This is a genomic window from Actinoallomurus acanthiterrae (genome assembly GCF_054775715.1).
In genome coordinates this window covers 7804942-7821434 of sequence record NZ_BAAHCO010000001.1, presented here as the reverse complement: position 1 = coordinate 7821434, position 16493 = coordinate 7804942, and the positions used below count along the sequence as shown (strand labels likewise).

The window sequence follows — 16493 nt, the reverse complement described above, 5'->3', positions numbered from 1 at the left end:
AGGCCGGTGCGATGCTCCGTGTCAACGGTGCGATGCTCCGCGTCAGACGATGGTGAAGGCGTTCCAGCCGGTGCCGATCCGGGCCTTGCCGCTGAGGACGTGGTCCGCGGTGGCCTGCCCGGACGAGGGGTACAGCCACAACTGACCCGAGGTGTCCAGCGCGACGACGTCGCTCGTGCCGTCGCCGGTGACGTCGTTCGTCAGGAGCGCGGAGAAGCCGCCCCAACCTGTGCCGATGCGGACCGAGCCGCTGAGGACGTGGTCGGTCACGGCCTGCCCGGTCGACGGGTACAGCCATAGCTGGCCCTTGCCGTCGAGGGCGACGATGTCCGCTTTGTGGTCACCGGTGATGTCGGAGACGTACAGCTGGCCGAAGCCGCCCCACCCGGTGCCGATGCGGACCGAGCCGCTGAGCACGTGGTCGGTCACGGCCTGCCCCGTGGACGGGTACAGCCATAGCTGGCCCTTGCCATCGAGGGCGACGATGTCGGCCTTGCCGTCGCCCGTGATGTCGGAGACGTACAGCTGGCCGAAGCCGCCCCACCCGGTGCCGATTCGCACCGCGCCGCTGAGGACGTGGTCGGTCACGGCCTGCCCGGTCGACGGGTAGAGCCATAGCTGGCCCTTGTTGTCGAGCGTGACGATGTCGGCCTTGCCGTCGCCGGTCACATCAGCGGTGATGAGCCGGTTGAAGGCGCCCCAGCCGGTGCCGATTCGCACCGCGCCGCCGACGACGTGGTCGGCGACGGTCTGGCCGGTGGAGGGGTACAGCCATAGCTGGCCCTTGCCGTCGAGGGCGACGATGTCGGCCTTGCCATCGCCGGTGATGTCGGAGACGTACAGCTGGCCGAAGCCGCCCCACCCGGTGCCGACGCGGACCGAGCCGCTGAGGACATGGTCGTTCACCGCCTGGCCGCTGGAGGGGTAGAGCCATAGCCGGCCCGAGGAGTCGAGGGCGACGATGTCGGCCTTGCCGTCGCCGTTCACGTCCGCCGGTGAGCTCACCCATCTCGTGGGCGCGGGCGCGTCGTCGACGATGTTCTTGTAGCGGTACGCCTGGTAGTCGCCGGTCGGCCAGCCCGCCAGCGTGCCGTCGTTGAAGGACGCGTGGGTGACGTGCTCGATGGGAGTGGCGCCGAAGCTGTAGTAGGAGAAGTGCACGTGGTCGGATTCCCACGCCTCGAACAGGATCGCGTGCTCGTCGGTGTAGTCCAGCATGTCGCCGGGTTTGAGATCGCTTCGGCTGATCGCGACCGAGACGTTGGGCAAGGTCCAGGTGTTCAGGCCGCCTGAGGAGCCCGGCACGAGGTGCCACGCCATGGACACATAGCCGGAGCAGTCAGGACCGTATCGGTGCGCTCCGTCGACGTCCGCGACCAGCGTGTCCGAAGCGCGCGACGAGTCGTAGACGAGCTCCGGCCTTCGGTTGAACCAGTCACGGGCCCGGGCGAGGACCTCCGAGCGGGAGATCGCACCTCCGGCGGTGGACGCGGCATGTGCGGGATGCGGCGTGATGAGGGTCATCAGCGCGGCCGCGAGCCCGACGCATACGGCGAGCGCGATCGTACGGCCCAGGCTCACGATCCGGGAAAGAGTCGAAGTCATGTTTCCTCTGTTTCTGGGGCGGCATCCGCCCGACGGGAGATCTGCGGTCATCTCTTCGGAGCCGCTAGATGATGGAGAAGGCGTTCCATCCGGTGCCGATGCGGACCGAGCCGCTGAGGACGTGGTCGGTCACGGCCTGGCCGGTGGAGGGGTAGAGCCACAGCCGGCCGTCGCCGTCCTCGGCGACGATGTCGACCTTCTTGTCGCCGTTGACGTCGCCGTTCGTCAGGAGAAGGGGGAAGGCCCAGCCGGTGCCGATCCGTACGTCGCCGCTGACGACGTGGTCGGTCACGGCCTGGCCGGTGGACGGGTAGAGCCACAGCTGTCCCGAGGAGTCGAGCGTGACGATGTCGGCCTTGCCGTCGCCGGTGATGTCGGAGACGTACATCTGACTGAAGGCGCCCCACCCGGTGCCGACACGCACCTTGCCGCTCACGACGTGGTCGGTCACGGCCTGCCCGGTGGACGGATACAGCCACAGCTGTCCCGAGGAGTCGAGCGTGACGATGTCGGCTTTGCCGTCGCCGGTCACGTCACCGGTGATGAGCCGGTTGAAGGCGCCCCAGCCGGTGCCGATGCGGACCGAGCCGCTGAGGACGTGATCGGTTACCGCCTGCCCGGTGGACGGGTACAGCCACAGCTGTCCCGAGGAGTCGAGCGTGACGATGTCGGCTTTGCCGTCGCCGGTCACATCAGCGGTGATGAGCCGGTTGAAGGCGCCCCAGCCGGTGCCGATTCGCACCGCGCCGCCGACGACGTGGTCGGCGACGGTCTGGCCGGTGGAGGGGTAGAGCCAGAGCTGTCCCGAGGAGTCGAGGGCGACGATGTCGGCCTTGCCGTCGCCGGTGATGTCGGCGAGGTACAGCCGGCTGAATCCGCCCCACCCGGTGCCGATTCGCACCGAGCCGCTGAGCACGTGGTCGGTCACGGCCTGCCCCGTGGACGGGTACAGCCACAGCTGTCCCGAGGAGTCGAGCGTCACGATGTCGGCCTTGCCGTCACCGTTCACGTCGACCGGTGAGCTCACCCACGAGGAGCCGAGGCCGGCGAGTTGGTCGAGCTTGGCCTCGCCGCCGTTGAAGACGTCGAGGGTCACGTTCTGCGTCGGTACTCCGGGGACCGAGCCCACGTCGGCGTACTGCCACATCAGCCAGTCGGACCAGCCGGGCGGCACCGCCGGGGCGGTATGGCCGCTGGTGTAGTCGGCGACCTGGAGCAGGTACGAGCCGAACGCGGTGGTGCTGCCGAGGCAGCCCGTCATGAACCCTCGGGCCGTGTAGATCATCGGCTTGACGCCGAAGGCCGCCTGGACCTTGTTCAGCCACGTCTGCACCTGGGCGACCGTCGTGTAGGGCGGGCAGGAACTGTTGCCGTCGTCGGTCCATTCCAGGTCGAGGATCGGCGGCAGTTCGCCCCGCCGGTGACCGGTGTAGCCGGCCGACTTCAGCGCGCTGATGAAGTAGTCGGCCTGGGCGCTCGCGGTGTTCGGGTCGTAGCCGATGAGGAAGTGGTACGGAGCGGTGGCGATGCCTTGAGCGAGAGAGGCGGCGAGGTCGCTCTTGAAGTACGGGTTGACGATGTTGGTGCCGCGGGTGGCCTTCAGCGTCGCGAACCGTACGCCCGAGGAACGCACCTGCGACCAGTTGACGGCGGCGCCGCCAGGGTGCTGGTACTCGGTGATGTCCACGCCCTTGACCGGATACTTCCCGGCAGGCGGACTGGCCGACGACGCGTGCGCCGCCCCCGCGTACGGCCCGGCGAGTCCGGCGAGAATGCTCGCCGTCGCCACCGCGACGCGAATTCCGTTGCGGCCTTGATGTTTTCGCCAGAACAACGACTCACTCCTTTGTCGCATCGGTGGGGGATTTCCCGGCGGCCGGCGCCGCCGTCACGGCCTCGCGATCGGTGAGCAGACCGGTCCTCGGCATGCGAATGCGAAGTCCGACCGCGAGGTGGGATGCGCCTTCGTGAAGCCCCCGTGGTTTTGGCGCGGATCTCAATATCGCCAGGTCGGACGGTGTTTCGGTACTCGGTGGGATGAACCTGGGATGCCTGAGATATCGGGATGGCCGTTGGACCACGTCGTACACTTATGGCGGGAAAGTCGGGGGCGGTCATAGGTGGGACAGCCTGGGATGGGACGCGCGTCGGAGGACTCGGTCGGCCCGGAACGGTCGGACGCGGACGGGTGTACCGCCGCCGCGCGGCTCGGTATCGAGTTGCGGGCCCTGCGGAGGCGCACCGGCAAGAGTCTCAAGAATCTCGAAGAGCTGGTGCATGTCAGCGACTCATCGATGTCCCGCTACCTGTCCGGCCGCATCGTCCCGCCGTGGCCGGTCATCGAGCGGCTCTCCCGGCTGGCGGGCGAGGACCCGTACAGTCTCCGGCCGCTCTGGGAGCACCTCGACGGCGATCGTCACCGGCAGGGCCGATGCGCGCCCGAGCCGGCGGAGACCGTCGCCGCCTTACCAGCCGCGCTCGGCGTTCCGGAGAAGGCGGCCGAACCGCTGCGGTGGCATCGGCGCCGCCCTCGTACGGCCGTCGCGGCGCTGACCGCGATGACGGCTGTCGTCTTCGGCGGGCTCGGCCTCGTGACCGGCCTGGAACTGGCGCCCGGGCCGCGCGTCGTCCCGGCCGCGGCGCAGGACGACGCCTGCACGAACTGGCCTTGGCCCACCAGGACGGCGGGCCAGGCCGCCATCCCGCCGGCGACCGTGCACGGCCAGGCGCACGCGCCCGTCGTGCGGCTGCTCACCGGTAGCGTCGGCGGCCGGCAGATGGCCTGGGCACAGATCACCGGCGGCCGCTACGGAGATCGGGTCTGGCTGGACTGGAGTCGGAACAACGGCCAGACCTGGATCCAGTGCGGGCCGTTCACGACGACCACGGCGACCTTCGCGAGCCGAGCCCACGAGATCGGCACGGGGTGGCGATTCCGGGCGTGCGGCGACACCCCCCGCGCTGCCGTGAACGCTCCCCGGGACGCCTGCACCGGCTTCTGGTGACGACGAGAGCTTCGGGCACCGATCAATTTCGAAATATTTCACATCTCGACCGACCCGGTTAGCGCTTTCATCGGTTTTCAAGCGTGTGCTTGATCGGTAGATATCGCATCACGCCATGTCAGATGGAAGATGCAATGGCGGACGGTCGCTGAGACCTTCGAAAAGTTTCGATACATATCGTTGACGCCGTCCCGCGTCGGGCGCATGCTCGCTCCATCGATCGGCGCCTCTCGCCGGTCTGGTCCCCGCAGGCGTCCAGGAGGAGGAAGCATGCACAGGAACGACGCCCCCGCCACCCCGATCGGCCGCAGAGGCCTCATCGGCCGGGCCGGCGCGGTGGCGCTGGTCGCGTCCGCGATGATGCTGCCCGGCACGGCCAACGCCGACACGACCATCACCACGAGTCAGACCGGCACCAACAACGGCTACTACTATTCGTTCTGGACCAACGGCGGCGGATCGGTCTCCATGACCCTGTCGTCCGGCGGAAATTACCGTACGTCATGGACCAACTGCGGGAATTTCGTCGCCGGCAAGGGCTGGAGTAACGGCGGACGCAGAAGCGTGAACTACTCGGGCAGCTTCAACCCGTCCGGCAACGGATATCTGTCACTCTACGGGTGGACGTCGAACCCGCTCGTCGAGTACTACATCGTCGACAACTGGGGCTCGTACCGGCCCACGGGCACGTACAAGGGCGCGGTCACCAGCGATGGCGGCACCTATGACGTCTACGAGACGACGCGCTACAACGCCCCGTCCGTCGAAGGCACCCGAACCTTCAACCAGTACTGGAGCGTCCGCCGGACGAAGCGAACGGGCGGCACCATCACCACCGGCAACCACTTCGACGCGTGGGCCCGTTACGGGATGAATCTCGGCAGCTTCAAGTACTACATGATCCTCGCGACCGAGGGATATCAGAGCAGCGGAAACTCCAACATCACCGTGAGCTGACAACGCCCCTTCCCCCGAGAGACGAGAAGGATCCACCCCGCATGCGGACCACACCGAAACGCTCCCCGGCCACGGGCCTGGCCGTCGCCGCGCTGGCCGTGGCGAGCACCGTCGCCGTCACGGTCAACGCCACCCCGTCACACGCCGCCACCTGCAACGGATACGTCGGGCTCACCTTCGACGACGGCCCGTCCAACGCCCACACCCCGAGTCTGCTGGGCGCGCTCCGGCAGAACGGGCTGCGGGCCACGATGTTCAACGAGGGCCAGTACGCCGCCGCCTACCCGGCCCAGGTCCGGGCCGAGGCCGCCGCGGGCATGTGGATCGGCAATCACAGCTACACCCACCCGCACCTGACCCAGGAGAGCCAGGCGCAGATCGACTCGGAGATCTCCCGGACGCAGCAGGCCATCGCCGGCGCGGGCGGCGGCACGCCGAAGCTGTTCCGCCCGCCCTACGGTGAGACCAACGCGACGGTGCAGTCGGTCGAGGCGAAGTACGGCCTGAAGCAGATCATCTGGGACGTCGACTCCCAGGACTGGAACGGCGCCAGCACGGACGCGATCGTGCAGGCCAACGCCCGGCTCACCAACGGCCAGATCATCCTCATGCACGAGTGGCCCGCCAACACGCTCGCCGCGATCCCGCGCATCGCGCAGGGGCTGGCCGGCCGCCATCTGTGCGCCGGCATGATCTCCCCGCAGACGGGCCGCGCCGTGGCGCCCGGCTGACCCGCGGAGAACACCACCGCCGTGGCGCGGCGGTCCATGGCCGCCGCGCTGCGCTGCCGCCGGTCAGCCGCCCGGGACGCCGTACGCGGGCGTGAAGCGCACCGGGAGCGCCGACAGGCCGCGCAGGTGGAACGCCGGGCGCCACTCGAGCTCGTCCTCCGGAACCGCGAGCCGCAGGTCCGGGAGGCGGTCGAGCAGCACCTCGATGGCCGTTCGCGCCATGACCTCGGCGAGCTCCGGCGCCGGGTGCGGGCATCCGTGGTCGCCGGTGCCGAACGCCAGGTGGGCGTGGTTGCCGCCCGAGTAGCCGTCGACGGCGGGCCTTACCTGAGGGTCGGCGTTGGCGCCGGCCAGCCCGACGACGATCACGTCACCGGCGCGGATGGTCCGGCCGCCGAGCTGGGTGTCCCGGGTCGCCCAGCGGCCCGGGACGGCCTTCACCGGCGTGTCCTTCCACAGCACCTCGTTCAGCGCCTCGCCGACGCTGCGGCGGCCGCCCGAGAGGGTCACCGCGAAGCGGTCGTCGGTCAGCATGAGCCGCAGCGCGTTGCCGATCCAGTTGGCGGTGTTCTCCTGGCTGCCGGAGATCACGACGAGGATGTCGTGGATCAGCTCGTCGTCGGTGACGCCGGTCCCGTACGTGAGCATGCGGGACGTGACGTCCGGTCCGGGCCACTCGCGCTTGCTCTCGACGAGCCCCCTCATCGTCGCGACGAACCGGCCGTACGCGTCGATGGCGTCCTCCCGGCCGTCGCTCATCGTCTTCATGTCCTGGGCGACGGCCACCAGCTCGGAGTCGGGCAGCCCGAACATGCCGCCCATGACGAGAACCGGAATCCGGTACGCGTACCGCTCCATGAGCTCGACCTCGCCGGCGGTGACGAACCCGTCGATCAGCCGGTCGGCGAACCCCTCGCAGTCGGCTCGCAGCTGGAACTGGTCCACCTCGCCGAGCGCCGCGCCGACCGCGCCGACGCGATGCGTGTGCACGTCCCCGTCCAGGAACATCAGCATGCCCGGCGTGTAGCCCACGGCCTGCGGCGGCACGTAGTCCGGGCCGTGGCAGCGGTACGGGTCGCGGGCGAACAGTTGCCCGTCGGAGAGGACGCGGTGCGCCTCGCGGTAGCCGATGACCAGCCACGCGGGGTCGCCGCCCTCGAGCAGCACCGGCACGACCGGTCCGTGGTCGCGCCGCATCTCGCCGAACAGCTCCTCGGTGTTCCCGGCGAAACGCGGGCCGTACAGCGGCACCGCCTCGGAATGCGCGCCGTCGATCTGCGGATCCAGCGCGGTCACGAGGCGTTCCTCTCAGCCGCGGACGACGGTGAAGTCGTCATCGCGTGCGCTCGGAGAATCGCATGACCGACGCTTTCCGCTGCAGCATGTGCCACCACCCGTGATACCGATCGACTCGAGGCGGGACCGCCGCCCGTAGGACGGGGATCATAAGCCCGAATCGGTCACAACGGCCATACCGTTCGAGTCTGACCGTCGTTTTTACGGAATGTTCGGACGGGCGCTTATCCAAACGGCGTGTCCACATCCGGCCGCGGTCTCATGCCGGTACCGCTTCGGTCACTGGGCGCGGAGCGGGTCGGTGACCGATGATGTCTTTCATGACGGGGCGTGTGCTGAAATGGGCCGGCGGTCTGATCGCGGTAGCGGCCCTGGTGGCGCTGGGTGCTTATTTCGCGGCGGTAGGTCTGGACAAGGCCGACAAACTGGCCAGCGTGATCGGGGCGTTCGTCGCGCTGGTCGGCCTGGCCGTATCGGTTTACGGGATGGTCGCCGACCGGCGGGCGGCCGATGGCGGCCAGACGGCCGGACGGGCCACCGCGTCGGGCGAGAGATCGATCGCGATCGGCGGTGACAACACCGGGATCGCCTCGACCGGGGACGGCGCGATCAACGTGAGGCAGCAGGCGAAGGCGTCGGGGAACAGCCGGATATACCAGTCCGGCCGCGACATGACCATCAATGACAAATGAGCCGGTAGCCCAGCCTCGGCCCGTCCGCTGATCCGCCGGATCAGTTCTTCTGGTTCAGGCGGTAGAGGATCTCGCCGGCGTCCGGGACGACCAGGACGTCGGGGTCGGGGTCGTCGGTCCAGCGGCCGACGTCGATGGTGGCCGGGTCGCGGTAACCGAGGCCGTGGGCCGCGCAGACGTCCTCGGGGATGCCGGTGGCGAGCGTGACGCCGATCCGCGGCCGTTCCATGCCCTCCTCGTACGTGCCGTTCCCGCGCAGGTGCGTGCTGTGCGCCAGGACGCCGAGCGGGTGGTCGCGGAACCTGTCCCACTGGGCCAGGAAGTAGTCGCGGGTGTGGTAGCCGATCTCGGCGAGGACGGCTCCGTGGGTCACGCTGAAGCGGTCGATGTGGGGCGCGTAGAGGATCACCTCGCCGCCGTCCGCGACCACCGGCTCGACCTTGTACATCCCCTTGGCCGCCGTCCACATGTCGGCGTACCGCCGGGGCATGATCGACAGCACGGTCTTGTACGGCCGGTCGACGTAGCGGACGTGCACCTGGGCGGACAGGTCGGCGGCCGCGGCCCACGCCTCCTCGGGGACCGCGGCGTACAGGCCGTTCAGGTCGGTGCCGCCCGGCCGCACCACCATGGCCAGGCACAGCCTGGGCGTGGGGATCATCGACGCGGCGCGGTTGATGATCGCCCGGACCGGCGTGATCCCGCGGGTGCCGATGATGTCGTGGCTGGTGATCAGGGCGCCGAGCCAGTGGGAGAGATCGATGACCTCCGGGCCGCTCACTCCCGGGAAGAAGTACTTGTTGCCGCCGGAGAAGCCGACGACCTCGTGCGGGAACACCGGCCCGCAGACGATCACGAGGTCGGCGTCCACGACGAGGCGGTTGATCCGTACGTCGACGGGGCTGTCGAGCCGTCCGCCGCTCAGCTCGCGGACCTCCTCCGCGGTGATCGTGCCGAGGGTCGCGTACGTCGCCGGATCCGACCAGGCGTGGTTGACCACGGTCATCTCCGGGAGCAGGCGGTCCCGGCCGACCCCGGTGGCGCCGACGAGAGCGTCGAGCGCGGCGTCGTCCATCGGCTGATGGGTGCCGAGCGCGACCAGGACGTCGATCCGGCGGGCCCGCCCGGCCAGCGCGTCGTGCAGGAGGCGCAGCATCAGCGGCATCGGCGCGGAGCGGGTGCCGTCCGGGATGATCACCAGGACGCGCCGGCCGTCGAGATCGTGCCCGGTCAGCGAGTCCGCGACGATCCTCTGGATCTCGTCCTCGGTGAGCGTGCGTTCCGGGCTGCCCGTCCCTAGTACCACGGCGCGATCTCCCTCTCGTCGGTCGACGTCGGCTCCCGGTTTCCTCAGGACACCATCTCACCACCGCGTCCCGGATCAAAGAACCCGGTTGCACACAGCGGAACGATCACGACTCTGACCGTCGGTGCCGGGGGTGTCGGCCGTGCTTTCGAGGACCGCTCTGGGCGGCCCCGTTCGGGGGTACGTGGACGCGAAGCAGGTACCGGAACGGGGGATTCCCCCGTTCCGGGAATCGGGGGCGCGGAGGCAGGCTCGTCGAAATTCCCCCTGACGAAGCACGACCAAGGCACATCATGACCCCACAATTCCCCCCTCACCGCCATCCACGGATGGGCGGTGCGACGTCCCCCGGTGGTGGTGCCGCGTGACCGCCTATGACGACCTCACGGCCGGATTCGGCGACATCGTCGCCCCCAGCCGCCAGGCCAGAGCCCTGGCAAGGGCGCTCCGGCTCGGATGGCGGCCCATGGCCGACCGGCTGAACGGACGATTCGTCTCCCTCACGGTCCTCCGTACGGCCCTGGAGCACGGCACCCGCCTGTTGCGGCCCGACCCCGGGGTGCGCGTCGAGGAGCTGACCGGCGCGGATGCCCCGATCGCCGGCGAATGGGTCCGTCCCCCCGAGCCCCGCGACGGGGCGATCCTCTACCTGCACGGCGGAGGCTACGCGTTCTGCTCGCCGCGCACGCACCGGACGCTGACGAGCCGGCTGGCGGCGGACACCGGACTGCCCGTCCTGGTACCGGGCTACCGCCTGGCCCCCGAGCATCCGTTCCCCGCGGCGCTCGAGGACGCCCTGGAGGCGTACCGGTGGCTGCTCGCCGACCTGCCCGCCTCCCGGATCGTGATCGCCGGAGACTCCTCCGGAGGACACCTCGCCGCAGCCCTCGTCGGCGAGGCCTGCCGGGCCGGCCTTCCGTCCCCCGGAGGCGTCGTGCTGTTCTCGCCGTGGGTCGACCTGAGCTGCGAACTGTCCGTGCTCAGCGACCGCGAGTACCACGACCCCTTCATCAGCCCGGCCCTGGCGCGTCACTTCGGACGGCTGTACGTCGGCGACCATGACGACTGGTCCGACCCGCGCCTGTCCCTGCTGGACTGCGCCGGGCTCGACCTGCCGCCCTTCCTCATCCAGGTCGCGGAGCAGGAGGTCCTACGCGGCGAGGCCGAGCGGCTCGCCGAGGCCCTCACCGAGTCCGGGAACCGCTGCGAGCTGCAGGTCTGGCCGGGCCAGATCCACGTCTTCCAGCTGTTCAACCGACTGTTCCCCGAAGCGCGGGCGGCCGTACGGGAAGCGGCCGACTTCATCCGCGCCGTCATCCCGGACGACGCGACCGGAGAGGCCGCCTGAACTCACGCCGAGGATCGTCGCCTCGACCTGGACGTTCTACCGGGGACGGTGAGTTCCGCGCCGATCCGCGGCCAGGTTTGATCTTGAATAGAGAGGGCATCTCGCCGCCGATCGCAGGAGGTGCCTCATGACCGCGCAGGGCGCACATGTTCGGGCGGCCGGCCGCCGCGCGTCCAACAGCCCGCCGTTCCAGCTGCTGGCCCGTGGCGGCATCGTCGCGCGCGGACTCCTCTACATCCTCATCGGATACCTCGCGGTCAAGATCGCCTTCGGCAGGAGCGGCCAGGCGGCGGACCGGCAGGGCGCCCTCCAGACGGTCGCCCACACCACCGGCGGCACGCTGATCCTGTGGCTGCTCGCGGCCGGCTTCGCCGGCCTGGCCCTCTTGAGTCTCAGCGAGACGCTCCTGGGCCAGCCAGGGCCGGACGGCCGCAAGGCGCGCAAGCGGCTGGCCTCCCTCGCCCGCACGGTGTTCTACGCCGTCGTCTGCGCCACCACGGTGGCGTTCGTCGTGGGTGCCGGAGGCCCGGGGCCCAGCGACCAGAAGTCCAAGGACCTCACCGGACGCGCCATGCACGACCTCCCGGTGGGCCGCTGGCTGGTCCTGCTCGTGGGGATCGGCTTCGTCGCCGGCGGCGTCGGCATGGCCGTGTTCGCCCTGCGGCGGCACTTCGCGGACCCCCTCAAGACCGAGCAGATGAGCCCGCGGGTCAGGCGGATCGTCGAGGCGCTCGGGATGGTGGGCCTAACGACCCGGGCGCTCGTGTTCGCCGCCGCGGGGGTGTTCCTCGGCTACGCCGCGGTCACGTTCGACCCGGGGAAGGCCCGCGGCGTCGATGGGACGCTGCGCGAGTTCGCCGCCACGTCGATCGGCCCGTGGCTGCTGGTCCTGGTCGCGCTGGGCCTGGTCGTCTTCGGCCTGTACTGCTTCTGCGAATCCCGCTGGCGCCGCGTGTAGGCGGGCCGCCTCCGGCTTGCGGCGCCGTCGGCGGCCGGTTCACGTCACCTGCCCCTGATTCCGCCGGCGGCTCGACTCGGAGGCGGTCGCGACGTCGCCCGCCTCCTGTTCCCGGTGCTCCGTCAGTTCCCGCGTGAGCGCCCGGACGGCATGGGTGAGTAGGGCGACCTCGGTCTCCAGCCGGCGGATGCGGTCCTCGAGCAGGGAGATCGACGGGTCCGACAACCCGGTGGCGATCTGCCGTGGCATCGGCTCTCCTTTCCCCACCCCCCATGAACGTGCTGTGGTGACGACGGCGGCGCCGGTCAGCTCGGCGGGATCGCGCTGCCCCGTGGATGACGGGCCGGCAGCACGGGCTCGATGCGGTAGAGCGCCGGGGCCGGGATGTGCCCGGCTCGGGCGGGCCGGCGGACGCCGGCGGCCAGGGCGATCAGGTCCCGTGCGGTGAACAGACCCGCCAGCCGCCCGTCCTCCTCGAGCACCGGGAGGAAGTCCGTCTCCGCCGCGAGCATCGCCCGCGCGGCGGTCGCGACGGAGTCGGCGGGGCGGACGTGGGGCAGGGGGCGGTGGCCGACGAGGGCGCCGACCGGTTTGCGCATCCGGTCGGGGCCTCCGCTGTCCCAGGCGGCGGCCAGGGTCTCGGCGTCCAGGACGTCGATGAAGCATCCGTCGGCGCTGAGCACCGGTACGTGGTGGTAGCCGCCCTGCCGCATCAGCTCCCAGGCCAGCAGGGCGGACTCGGTGTCCGTGACGGTGAGCAGGTCGGTCGACATCGCCTCGCCCACCGGCCGCTCCTCGAGGGTCCCCGTCATGGTCTCGCCTCCAGCATGGTCGGATGGATCCGCCGTCCGCTGACGACGTCGCTCCGGATTCGGATGAAGTGGTCGTGCCGGCCCGGAGTCCAGGGCCGCAGCGGCAACCGGGACAGTCCGTCGATCTCCAGGGAGTCGTGCACCGCACGCGCCTCGCCGATGATCGTCACGGACCAGCCGGCCTTGTCGCCAGTGTCAAAGGCGTCCACCTCGAACGCGACGATCGTGCTGCGCGTGGCCGCGGCCAGCTTCGACCCCCGCGCCGTCGCGATGATCACATCGTCGCCGTCCAGGAGGAAGCTGACCGGCTGTATCGCCGGCAGCGCCCGGTCGGTGAAGACCACCCGGCCGACCGGCACCGATCGCACAAGGGCGAGACACTCCTCACGATCGAGAATCTCCAGCCCGTTCGCGTCGAACCGCATATTTCGATGTTGTTCCGTCTCACGCGGCCAGGGCAGGGGCGAACGTCCCACGTCCGATGGCCCTTCTCCGGCCGGAGCGGCCTCGATGAGGGACCTTCGTACCCGGCACGTGCCGGGGGCCACCGCCTGTTCGGCGGGAGGTGGCCGACGGGGGCCGGGTTCCCGGGCGTGCGGCCCGACCCGGACCCCAACGCGGCCGTCGGGCACTGTGGCGGGGTGCCGAGCGTGTGGTTCGTACGCTGGTCGTGACGGCACGGGGGCCTCGAGATCGCGGCCGCCCGGCACCGTGGTGGGGCGCCGGGCGCGGCGTCCGTACGCTGGGTCATGACGGTACCGGAGGACCTCAGAACGCGGCCGCGCGGCACCGCCGGGCGTGGCGGTCCGTACGCTGGTCGTGACGGCACCGGGGGACCTCGAGATCGCGGCGGCGACCCGGCGGGTGCTGAGGGCCGCGTGTCCGCAGCGCCGAGCCGGATGACGACGCCGGGTCACGGGGTGTCTCATACTGTAATCATCGGGCGCAGGCGGCAGCCTGAGGGGGAGGTCCGAGCTGCCCATGCCTCCAGACAGCCGGCCGGGCCAGGATCGGTCCGGTCTTCTGCCGCAGTTGCGGTTCGACGATCTGCTCGCCGAGCTGCAGACGCGGCTGGGCGCCGTGCTCACCACACGTGACCGGGTGCACGCCCTGCTGGAGGCGGTGGTGACGATCGAGGCCGACCTCGACCTCGACAGCGTGCTGCGGCGGATCGTGGAGGCGTCGGCGACCCTGGTGGACGCCCGCAGCGGCGCGTTGCGCGTGCTCGCGGGGGAGGACGGGTACGAGCGGCTCGTGACGGTCGGCGGCTTCGGTGACGAACCGCCGCGACGTGATTGTCTCGAAGTGCCGGTGTGCGTCCGGGAGGAGGCGTTCGGCACCCTCTACCTGGCCGACAAGGAAGGCGGCGGAGAGTTCGACGAGAACGATGAGAACGTCGTCGCCGCCCTTGCCGTCGCGGCCGGTGTGGCCATCGAGAACGCCCGGCTGTACGAGGAGGTCAGGCGGCGGGAGCGGTGGCTCAAGGCGTCGGCCGAGGTGTCGGCGTCCCTGCTGTCCGGCACCGACCCGTACGAGGAACTGGTGCTGGTCGCCGAACGCGCCCGGGAGATCTGTGGTGCCGCGACCGCCGGCGTCCTGCTCGGCGACGGGGACGAACTCGTCCTCGAGGCCACCGACGGCCTGCACGCCGACGCCATCCGGGGCATGCGGTTCCGCGTCGACGAGGTGATCGCGGGGGAGGTCTACCGGGGCGGCCGATCTCTCGAGACGCCCGATGTGACGGCAGATCTCCGCCGTTCCGGCATCTCCCTGCCGGTCCCGGTCGGACCGGCGCTGATCGTCTCCCTCGGCAGGGCAGGAGCCGCCCGCGGTGTCCTGGCCGTGTCGAACCCGCCGGGCGGGGCGGCCTTCGGGGAACCCACCCGCCGCCTGCTGGAGGCGTTCGCCGCACAGGCCGCGGTGGCGCTCGAACTGGCGGACCGGCGACAGGACACGGAGCGCCTCTCGTTGCTGGAGGAGCGGGGCCGGATCGCCAAGGACCTGCACGACACCGTGATCCAGCAGCTGTTCGCGACGGCCATCACGCTGATGAGCGCGATCAAGACCACCGAGAAGCCCGACGTCGCGGTGCGCGTGCGGCGGGCGGTCGACGACCTCGACGACACGATCCGGCAGATTCGCTCGACGATCTTCGCGTTGCAGATGTCGCCCGGCGATCAGGGCCTGCGAGCGTGCATCCAGCCCGTGATCGACAAGGCGGCGGAGATCCTCGGCTTCGTGCCAGAGACGCGGCTGGACGGCACCATGGACATGACGGTCGACGACGAGGTGGCCCTGAATTTGCCGGCCGTACTCGCGGAGGCCCTGTCCAACGTCGCACGGCACGCGCGAGCGAGCCAGGTGAGCGTCGCGGTGAGCGCGGGGGACGAAGTGATGGTGCGGGTCACCGACGACGGGATCGGAATCCGGCCGGGCGGACGTCGGAGCGGCCTGCGCAACATGGCCGACCGCGCCGAGCGGCTCGGCGGGTCGTTCCGGATCCGGCCCGGGGAGAGCGGCGGCACGGTGCTGGAATGGCGGGTCCCCGCCCACCACCCGGAGCAGGACGGACGCTGACGCTCCCGCCTCCGACGGCGAGCGGCCCTCCGCCGTCCCGAGCGGCCGGCGATCAGTGGTCGGTCGTACGGATGCGTGGGGCTGCCCCGCCGGCGGTGAGCGGCCGTCCGTCGGTCTGAGCGGCCGGTGATCAGCGATCGGTCGGTCGGTGCGTCGAGGCTGCCCCGCCATGATGAACGTCTTCGCCGGTCAGCGAGGGACGAGCGGCCGGTGACCGGGGGACCTTCGTCCCTTACGGTCCTCGGTCCGGGTGATGACCCTGGAGGGGACGTACGAGCCCCCGCGTGGATCCCGTCAACCTCCCTGGCCCGGCACTGCGCGTGGTCTCCCCGAGCAGAGGAGATAGTGATGGAGCCGATCGTCGTCGGGACCGACGGCTCGCCGCGCGCGGACGTCGCGGTCGAGTGGGCCGCGGAGGAGGCGGGGCGTACGGGACGGCCCCTGCATGTTCTCAATGCGACCGAACACTGGTCCTGTGACATGCCCTTCCACCCGGCACCCGGCCTGTCGGAGTCCCTCACCGAGACCGGCGATCGGATCCTCACCGCGGCCGTCGAGCGGGCGTTGAAGACCCGGCCCGGTCTCGATGTCACCGCCGAACTCGTCCACGAGAGCCCGGCCGAGGCGCTCCGGGTGGCGGCCGTACGCGCCTACGAGATCGTCCTCGGCCACCGAGGCCTCGGCGGCCTCGCGGCACTGCTGCTCGGGTCCACGGTCCTGAAGGTCGCCGGTCACGCGCCCGGACCGGTGATCATCGTGCGCGGCGGAACGGAGGAGACCCGTGGCGAGGTCGTCGTCGGCGTGGACCGGTCCGGGGAGTCCGCTCTCGCCCTTCGGTACGCGTTCGAGGCGGCGGCGATCCGCGGTGCGTGGGTCCGCGCCGTTCACGTGTGGGAGATGGCGGCGCCCACGGTCACCGGGGCCTACCGGGAGGCCATCCGCGAGGGTGCCGCGGCGGCCGCGGAACGCCTGGCCGGCGTGGTCGCTCCCTGGCGGCAGCGGTACCCCGACGTCAGGGTCATCGAGCAGGCGCCGTCCGGGCACCTGGTCGGCGAGCTCGTCGCCCGCTCCGCCGCCGCGGACCTGCTGGTCGTCGGCGCGCGGGCCAACTGCAACGGCCGGTACGGCCTGCACCTGGGTTCGGTGAGCCACGGCGTGATCCACCATTCGCACTGCCCCGTCGCCGTCGTACGCGCCCGGCCCTGA

The 16493-nt window shown here is 70.6% G+C and carries 15 protein-coding genes; 8 read left to right on the top strand and 7 right to left on the bottom strand.

What is annotated here, in order from left to right; genetic code table 11:
- Nucleotides 1–42 precede the first annotated feature (42 nt).
- Nucleotides 43–1605, bottom strand: coding sequence for an FG-GAP-like repeat-containing protein (locus ACYVF7_RS36850; protein ID WP_460349821.1), 1563 nt, complete (start codon nucleotides 1603–1605; stop codon nucleotides 43–45).
- Between the two features lie 64 nt (nucleotides 1606–1669).
- Nucleotides 1670–3439 carry a GH25 family lysozyme gene (locus tag ACYVF7_RS36845; RefSeq protein WP_460349819.1) on the bottom strand — a complete coding sequence of 590 codons (1770 nt, stop codon included), beginning with the start codon at nucleotides 3437–3439 and terminating at the stop codon, nucleotides 1670–1672.
- Between the two features lie 301 nt (nucleotides 3440–3740).
- Between ACYVF7_RS36845 and ACYVF7_RS36840 the strand changes: the two genes are divergently transcribed.
- The 3 genes from ACYVF7_RS36840 to ACYVF7_RS36830 all read left to right on the top strand — a co-directional run bounded on the left by ACYVF7_RS36840 (nucleotide 3741) and on the right by ACYVF7_RS36830 (nucleotide 6298).
- Nucleotides 3741–4610, top strand: coding sequence for a helix-turn-helix domain-containing protein (locus ACYVF7_RS36840; protein ID WP_460349817.1), 870 nt, complete (start codon nucleotides 3741–3743; stop codon nucleotides 4608–4610).
- A 270-nt stretch (nucleotides 4611–4880) separates the two neighbouring features.
- Nucleotides 4881–5567: a glycoside hydrolase family 11 protein gene (locus ACYVF7_RS36835; RefSeq protein ID WP_460349815.1), complete on the top strand. Its 687-nt coding sequence runs from the start codon at nucleotides 4881–4883 to the stop codon at nucleotides 5565–5567.
- A 41-nt stretch (nucleotides 5568–5608) separates the two neighbouring features.
- Complete coding sequence (locus ACYVF7_RS36830) at nucleotides 5609–6298, top strand: polysaccharide deacetylase family protein (RefSeq protein WP_460349813.1); 690 nt, start codon at nucleotides 5609–5611, stop codon at nucleotides 6296–6298.
- A gap of 63 nt (nucleotides 6299–6361) precedes the next feature.
- Here ACYVF7_RS36830 and ACYVF7_RS36825 read toward each other — a convergent pair whose 3' ends face one another.
- Complete coding sequence (locus ACYVF7_RS36825) at nucleotides 6362–7594, bottom strand: cytochrome P450 family protein (protein ID WP_460349811.1); 1233 nt, start codon at nucleotides 7592–7594, stop codon at nucleotides 6362–6364.
- A 320-nt stretch (nucleotides 7595–7914) separates the two neighbouring features.
- Here ACYVF7_RS36825 and ACYVF7_RS36820 point away from each other — a divergent pair, with 320 nt between their 5' ends.
- The gene (locus tag ACYVF7_RS36820; protein WP_460349810.1) at nucleotides 7915–8286 is read left to right on the top strand and encodes a hypothetical protein; all 372 of its coding nucleotides are present in this window, start codon (nucleotides 7915–7917) and stop codon (nucleotides 8284–8286) included.
- 40 nt (nucleotides 8287–8326) lie between these two features.
- Here ACYVF7_RS36820 and ACYVF7_RS36815 read toward each other — a convergent pair whose 3' ends face one another.
- Nucleotides 8327–9592 (bottom strand): lactate racemase domain-containing protein, encoded by a 1266-nt coding sequence (locus ACYVF7_RS36815; protein WP_460349808.1) that lies wholly within the window; start codon nucleotides 9590–9592, stop codon nucleotides 8327–8329.
- Between the two features lie 364 nt (nucleotides 9593–9956).
- Between ACYVF7_RS36815 and ACYVF7_RS36810 the strand changes: the two genes are divergently transcribed.
- Together ACYVF7_RS36810 and ACYVF7_RS36805 are read left to right on the top strand one after the other, a co-directional pair.
- Nucleotides 9957–10940, top strand: a complete 984-nt coding sequence (locus tag ACYVF7_RS36810; RefSeq protein ID WP_460349806.1) for an alpha/beta hydrolase — start codon at nucleotides 9957–9959, stop codon at nucleotides 10938–10940.
- A 127-nt stretch (nucleotides 10941–11067) separates the two neighbouring features.
- A complete protein-coding gene (locus tag ACYVF7_RS36805; RefSeq protein ID WP_460349804.1) occupies nucleotides 11068–11898 on the top strand; it encodes a DUF1206 domain-containing protein in 831 nt (276 codons plus the stop codon).
- Between the two features lie 39 nt (nucleotides 11899–11937).
- Here the strand turns inward: ACYVF7_RS36805 and ACYVF7_RS36800 are convergent, their stop codons facing one another.
- Genes ACYVF7_RS36800 through ACYVF7_RS36790 form a run of 3 tightly spaced genes read right to left on the bottom strand, consistent with a single transcriptional unit; the run spans nucleotide 11938 to nucleotide 13135 of the window.
- On the bottom strand, nucleotides 11938–12147 hold the full coding sequence (locus ACYVF7_RS36800; RefSeq protein WP_460349802.1) for a hypothetical protein: 210 nt from the start codon (nucleotides 12145–12147) through the stop codon (nucleotides 11938–11940).
- Nucleotides 12148–12203: 56 nt separating this feature from the next.
- A complete protein-coding gene (locus ACYVF7_RS36795; protein ID WP_460349800.1) occupies nucleotides 12204–12710 on the bottom strand; it encodes a CBS domain-containing protein in 507 nt (168 codons plus the stop codon).
- Nucleotides 12707–13135 carry a pyridoxamine 5'-phosphate oxidase family protein gene (locus ACYVF7_RS36790; RefSeq protein WP_460349798.1) on the bottom strand — a complete coding sequence of 143 codons (429 nt, stop codon included), beginning with the start codon at nucleotides 13133–13135 and terminating at the stop codon, nucleotides 12707–12709. The genes ACYVF7_RS36795 and ACYVF7_RS36790 overlap by 4 nt, the downstream gene beginning before the upstream one ends.
- A 556-nt stretch (nucleotides 13136–13691) precedes the next feature.
- Here ACYVF7_RS36790 and ACYVF7_RS36785 point away from each other — a divergent pair.
- On the top strand, nucleotides 13692–15287 hold the full coding sequence (locus ACYVF7_RS36785; protein ID WP_460349796.1) for a sensor histidine kinase: 1596 nt from the start codon (nucleotides 13692–13694) through the stop codon (nucleotides 15285–15287).
- 348 nt (nucleotides 15288–15635) lie between these two features.
- Nucleotides 15636–16493, top strand: a complete 858-nt coding sequence (locus tag ACYVF7_RS36780; protein ID WP_460349794.1) for a universal stress protein — start codon at nucleotides 15636–15638, stop codon at nucleotides 16491–16493.

Coding starts and splice junctions, on each gene's coding strand:
- ACYVF7_RS36830 (WP_460349813.1), top strand. CDS start 5,609: ATGCGGACCACACCGAAACGCTCCCCGGCCACGGGCCTGGCCGTCGCC.
- ACYVF7_RS36805 (WP_460349804.1), top strand. CDS start 11,068: ATGACCGCGCAGGGCGCACATGTTCGGGCGGCCGGCCGCCGCGCGTCC.
- ACYVF7_RS36785 (WP_460349796.1), top strand. CDS start 13,692: ATGCCTCCAGACAGCCGGCCGGGCCAGGATCGGTCCGGTCTTCTGCCG.
- ACYVF7_RS36795 (WP_460349800.1), bottom strand. CDS start 12,710: ATGACGGGGACCCTCGAGGAGCGGCCGGTGGGCGAGGCGATGTCGACC.
- ACYVF7_RS36840 (WP_460349817.1), top strand. CDS start 3,741: ATGGGACGCGCGTCGGAGGACTCGGTCGGCCCGGAACGGTCGGACGCG.
- ACYVF7_RS36850 (WP_460349821.1), bottom strand. CDS start 1,605: ATGACTTCGACTCTTTCCCGGATCGTGAGCCTGGGCCGTACGATCGCG.
- ACYVF7_RS36790 (WP_460349798.1), bottom strand. CDS start 13,135: ATGCGGTTCGACGCGAACGGGCTGGAGATTCTCGATCGTGAGGAGTGT.
- ACYVF7_RS36780 (WP_460349794.1), top strand. CDS start 15,636: ATGGAGCCGATCGTCGTCGGGACCGACGGCTCGCCGCGCGCGGACGTC.
- ACYVF7_RS36820 (WP_460349810.1), top strand. CDS start 7,915: ATGACGGGGCGTGTGCTGAAATGGGCCGGCGGTCTGATCGCGGTAGCG.
- ACYVF7_RS36800 (WP_460349802.1), bottom strand. CDS start 12,147: ATGCCACGGCAGATCGCCACCGGGTTGTCGGACCCGTCGATCTCCCTG.
- ACYVF7_RS36835 (WP_460349815.1), top strand. CDS start 4,881: ATGCACAGGAACGACGCCCCCGCCACCCCGATCGGCCGCAGAGGCCTC.